2 protein-coding genes are annotated in these 3069 nt (G+C 72.3%); both read right to left on the bottom strand.

Features of this window, described 5'->3' with window-relative positions; genetic code table 11:
• Nucleotides 1-31 precede the first annotated feature (31 nt).
• Nucleotides 32-1786 carry an NAD+ synthase gene (locus ACWGIU_RS34080; protein ID WP_453711973.1) on the bottom strand — a complete coding sequence of 585 codons (1755 nt, stop codon included), beginning with the start codon at nt 1784-1786 and terminating at the stop codon, nt 32-34.
• 71 nt (nt 1787-1857) lie between these two features.
• A partial coding sequence (locus tag ACWGIU_RS34075) for a DUF4352 domain-containing protein (RefSeq protein WP_453711972.1) occupies nt 1858-3069 on the bottom strand: 1212 nt, incomplete at its 5' end.

Genomic DNA, 3069 nt, shown 5'->3' with positions numbered 1-3069 from the left:
GGGCCGCGCCGTGTCCGGTGGCCCGGATCCGCTACGTCTGCTCGCGCCAGCCGTTCGTGATGGGCAGTCGGCGGTCCTTGCCGAAGCCCTTCGCGGAGATCTTCGTGCCCGGCGGGTACTGGCGGCGCTTGTACTCCGCCGTGTCCACCATCCGCAGCGTCCTGGCCACCAGTTCCGGGTCGAAGCCGGCCGCCACGATCGCGTCCATGCCCTGGTCACGGTCCACGTACATGGCCAGGATCGCGTCGAGCACCGGGTAGTCCGGCAGCGAGTCCGTGTCCACCTGGTCCGGGCGCAGCTCGGCGCTCGGCGGCTTCACGATCGAGTTCTCCGGGATCGGCGGGGTCTCGCCGCGCTCCGCGGCGGCCCGGTTGCGGTACTCCGCGAGCCGGAAGACGTCCGACTTGTAGACGTCCTTGATCGGGCCGTACGCGCCCACCGAGTCGCCGTACAGGGTGGAGTAGCCGACGGCCAGCTCCGACTTGTTGCCCGGGGCCAGCACGATGTGGCCCTCCTGGTTGGACAGCGCCATCAGCAGGGTGCCGCGCAGCCGGGACTGGAGGTTCTCCTCGGCCAGGCCGGTCAGGCCCAGCGAGCCCATGTAGGCGTCGAACATCGGCTCGATGGAGACGGTCCGGAAGTTCAGCCCGGTGCGCTCGGCCAGGTCGGCCGCGTCGCTGCGCGAGTGGTCCGAGGAGTACTTCGAGGGCATCGAGACGCCGTACACGTTCTGCGCGCCGATCGCGTCGCAGGCGATGGCGGCGACGAGCGCGGAGTCGATGCCGCCGGAGAGCCCGATCAGGACGGAGCGGAACCCGTTCTTCCTGACGTAGGCGCGCAGTCCCACGACCAGCGCGTCGTAGATCTCCTCGTCGTCGTCGAGCCGGTCGGCGTACCCGCCGGTGACCACCGGCTCGTACGGCTCCACGGGCTCCTCGGAGAGGATCACGCGCTCGATGCGCAGGCCGTCGTCCACCACGCCCTCGGGCGCGTCGGCGCGGGCGGCCGGCAGGTCGAGGTCGACCAGGACGCAGCCCTCGGAGAACTGCGGGGCGCGGGCGACGACCTGCCCGTCGGCGTCGACGACGATCGAGTCGCCGTCGAAGACCAGCTCGTCCTGGCCGCCGATCATCGCCAGGTAGGCGAGGGTGCAGCCGGCCTCCTGGGCCCGCTTCTGGACCAGTTCGAGGCGCAGGTCGTCCTTGTTGCGCTCGTACGGGGACGCGTTCACGGAGATCAGCAGCCCGGCCCCGGCGGAGCGGGTGGCCGGGACCCGGCCGCCCTCCTGCCACAGGTCCTCGCAGATCGCCAGGGCCACGTCGACCCCGCCGACCCGGATCACCGGCTGCGTGTTGCCCGGCACGAAGTACCGGAACTCGTCGAACACGCCGTAGTTGGGGAGGTGGTGCTTGGCGAAGCGCAGGACGACCTGCCCGCGGTGCAGTACGGCGGCCGCGTTCTCCGGGGAGCCGGCCGGGCGGCCCAGGCGGGGTACGGCCCGCTCGGTGCGGTCGAGGTAGCCGACGACGACCGGCAGCTCGCCGAGGCCCTCGGCCGCCAGCCGCTCCGCGAGCTCGCGCAGCGCGGTACGGGAGGCCTCCACGAAGGATCCGCGCAGGGCGAGGTCCTCGACGGGGTACCCGGTCAGCATCATCTCCGGGAACGCCACCAGGTGGGCGCCCTGCTCGGCGGAGTGCCGGGTCCAGTGGACGACCGAGTCGGCGTTGGCGGCGATGTCGCCGACGTGCGAGTCGATCTGATTCAGAGCGAGTCGAAGTTGAGGCACGGGGCCCAGTGTAATCGTCTTTCTGACGCGATGTCCTGGGCCCCGCCTGCTTCCAGGGTGGTGACGCCCCGTCAGCCGATCGGGCCCGCGTACTTCACGTCGTCGAGCAAGATCCCGGGGGAGATGTCCGCGGTGATGCCCTTGGTGCCCTTGGGGACCTCGAAGGCCGCGATCCCGCTGGCGGTCTCGCCCGGCAGGAGGGAGCCCTTGATCGTCTTCGGCACGGTGCCGTCGTAGACCACGTCGGCGGTCATGCCCTGGTCGTCGCGGACGTTGGGGCTGGTGTAGAGCACCTCGAACGGCGCGTTCGAGCCGTTGGTGATGGTGACGGTGAGCTGCACCGCGTTCTTGACCTGCTTTCGGGAGTACGCGTCCTTCGGCTCGTACATCGTCGGAACCGAGAGGCTCACCTTGATGCCGTTCGGGTAGGTGAAGCTCTCGCCGAACGGCAGCGCGCTGGTCAGGCCGGGGACCTGGGTGGGCGCCGGGGACTTGGACGGCCAGGGCTCACCGCTGGGGTAGCGCGTGTCCGGCCCCCAGTCCTCCTCGATCTGCCGGTCGATGCGACTGTCGGCCCTGTCGACGACCAGGACGGTGAGGAAGAAGCCGCCGACCGAGGCGAGCAGGCCGAGCACGGAGAGAACCGTGCCGACGACGGCCATCGACTTGTTCGGGGCGCCCTTGTTGGCGCGGACGACACCACCGATGCCGAGGCCCAGGCCGACGGCGGCAGTCAGGGTGCCGGCCCAGAAGAAGAACGGGATGATGCCCAGGACGATGCCGAAGCCGCCGGTGATGAGGGCGGCGACGGCCAGGCCGTTGCCGGTCGGGGCGGCCTGCGGGTATCCGGGGTACGAGGCTCCGGGGTAGCCGGGAGTGAGCTCGCCCCACGGGTTGCCGGGTGCGCCGGGGGTGCCGGGTGTGCCGGGTGTGCCGAAGCCTGCGGCCGGGGGCGGCGTGGGCGGGGCGAAGGCCGACGGGGCGGGAGTCGGCTCCGGGGCGGCCGCCGCGGGAGCCTCGGGGGCCGGGGCGGCCGCGGGGGTCGAGGGTGTCTGGGGCGCCGCCGGGGTTTCGGGGGCCGCCGGCGTCCCGGATGCCTCGGGGGCGGCCGGGGCCGGGGCGGCCGGGGTCTTCTCCAGCGAGAGCGGCTGGGCGGGCGCCGGTATGGAGTCCGCCTCCGGTGTCTCCGATGTCTCCGAGGCCTCGGGTATCGGGGTGCCCGCCGGCTCGGTCGGCGGGCCGGCGGGAGTGCGGGGCGGGTTCGGCGGGGTGCTCATACCGGC

It is taken from the genome of Streptomyces sp. NPDC054840 (assembly GCF_053611065.1).
Note: the sequence above shows the minus strand (reverse complement) of the source record. Positions and strands in the feature narration are given on the sequence as shown.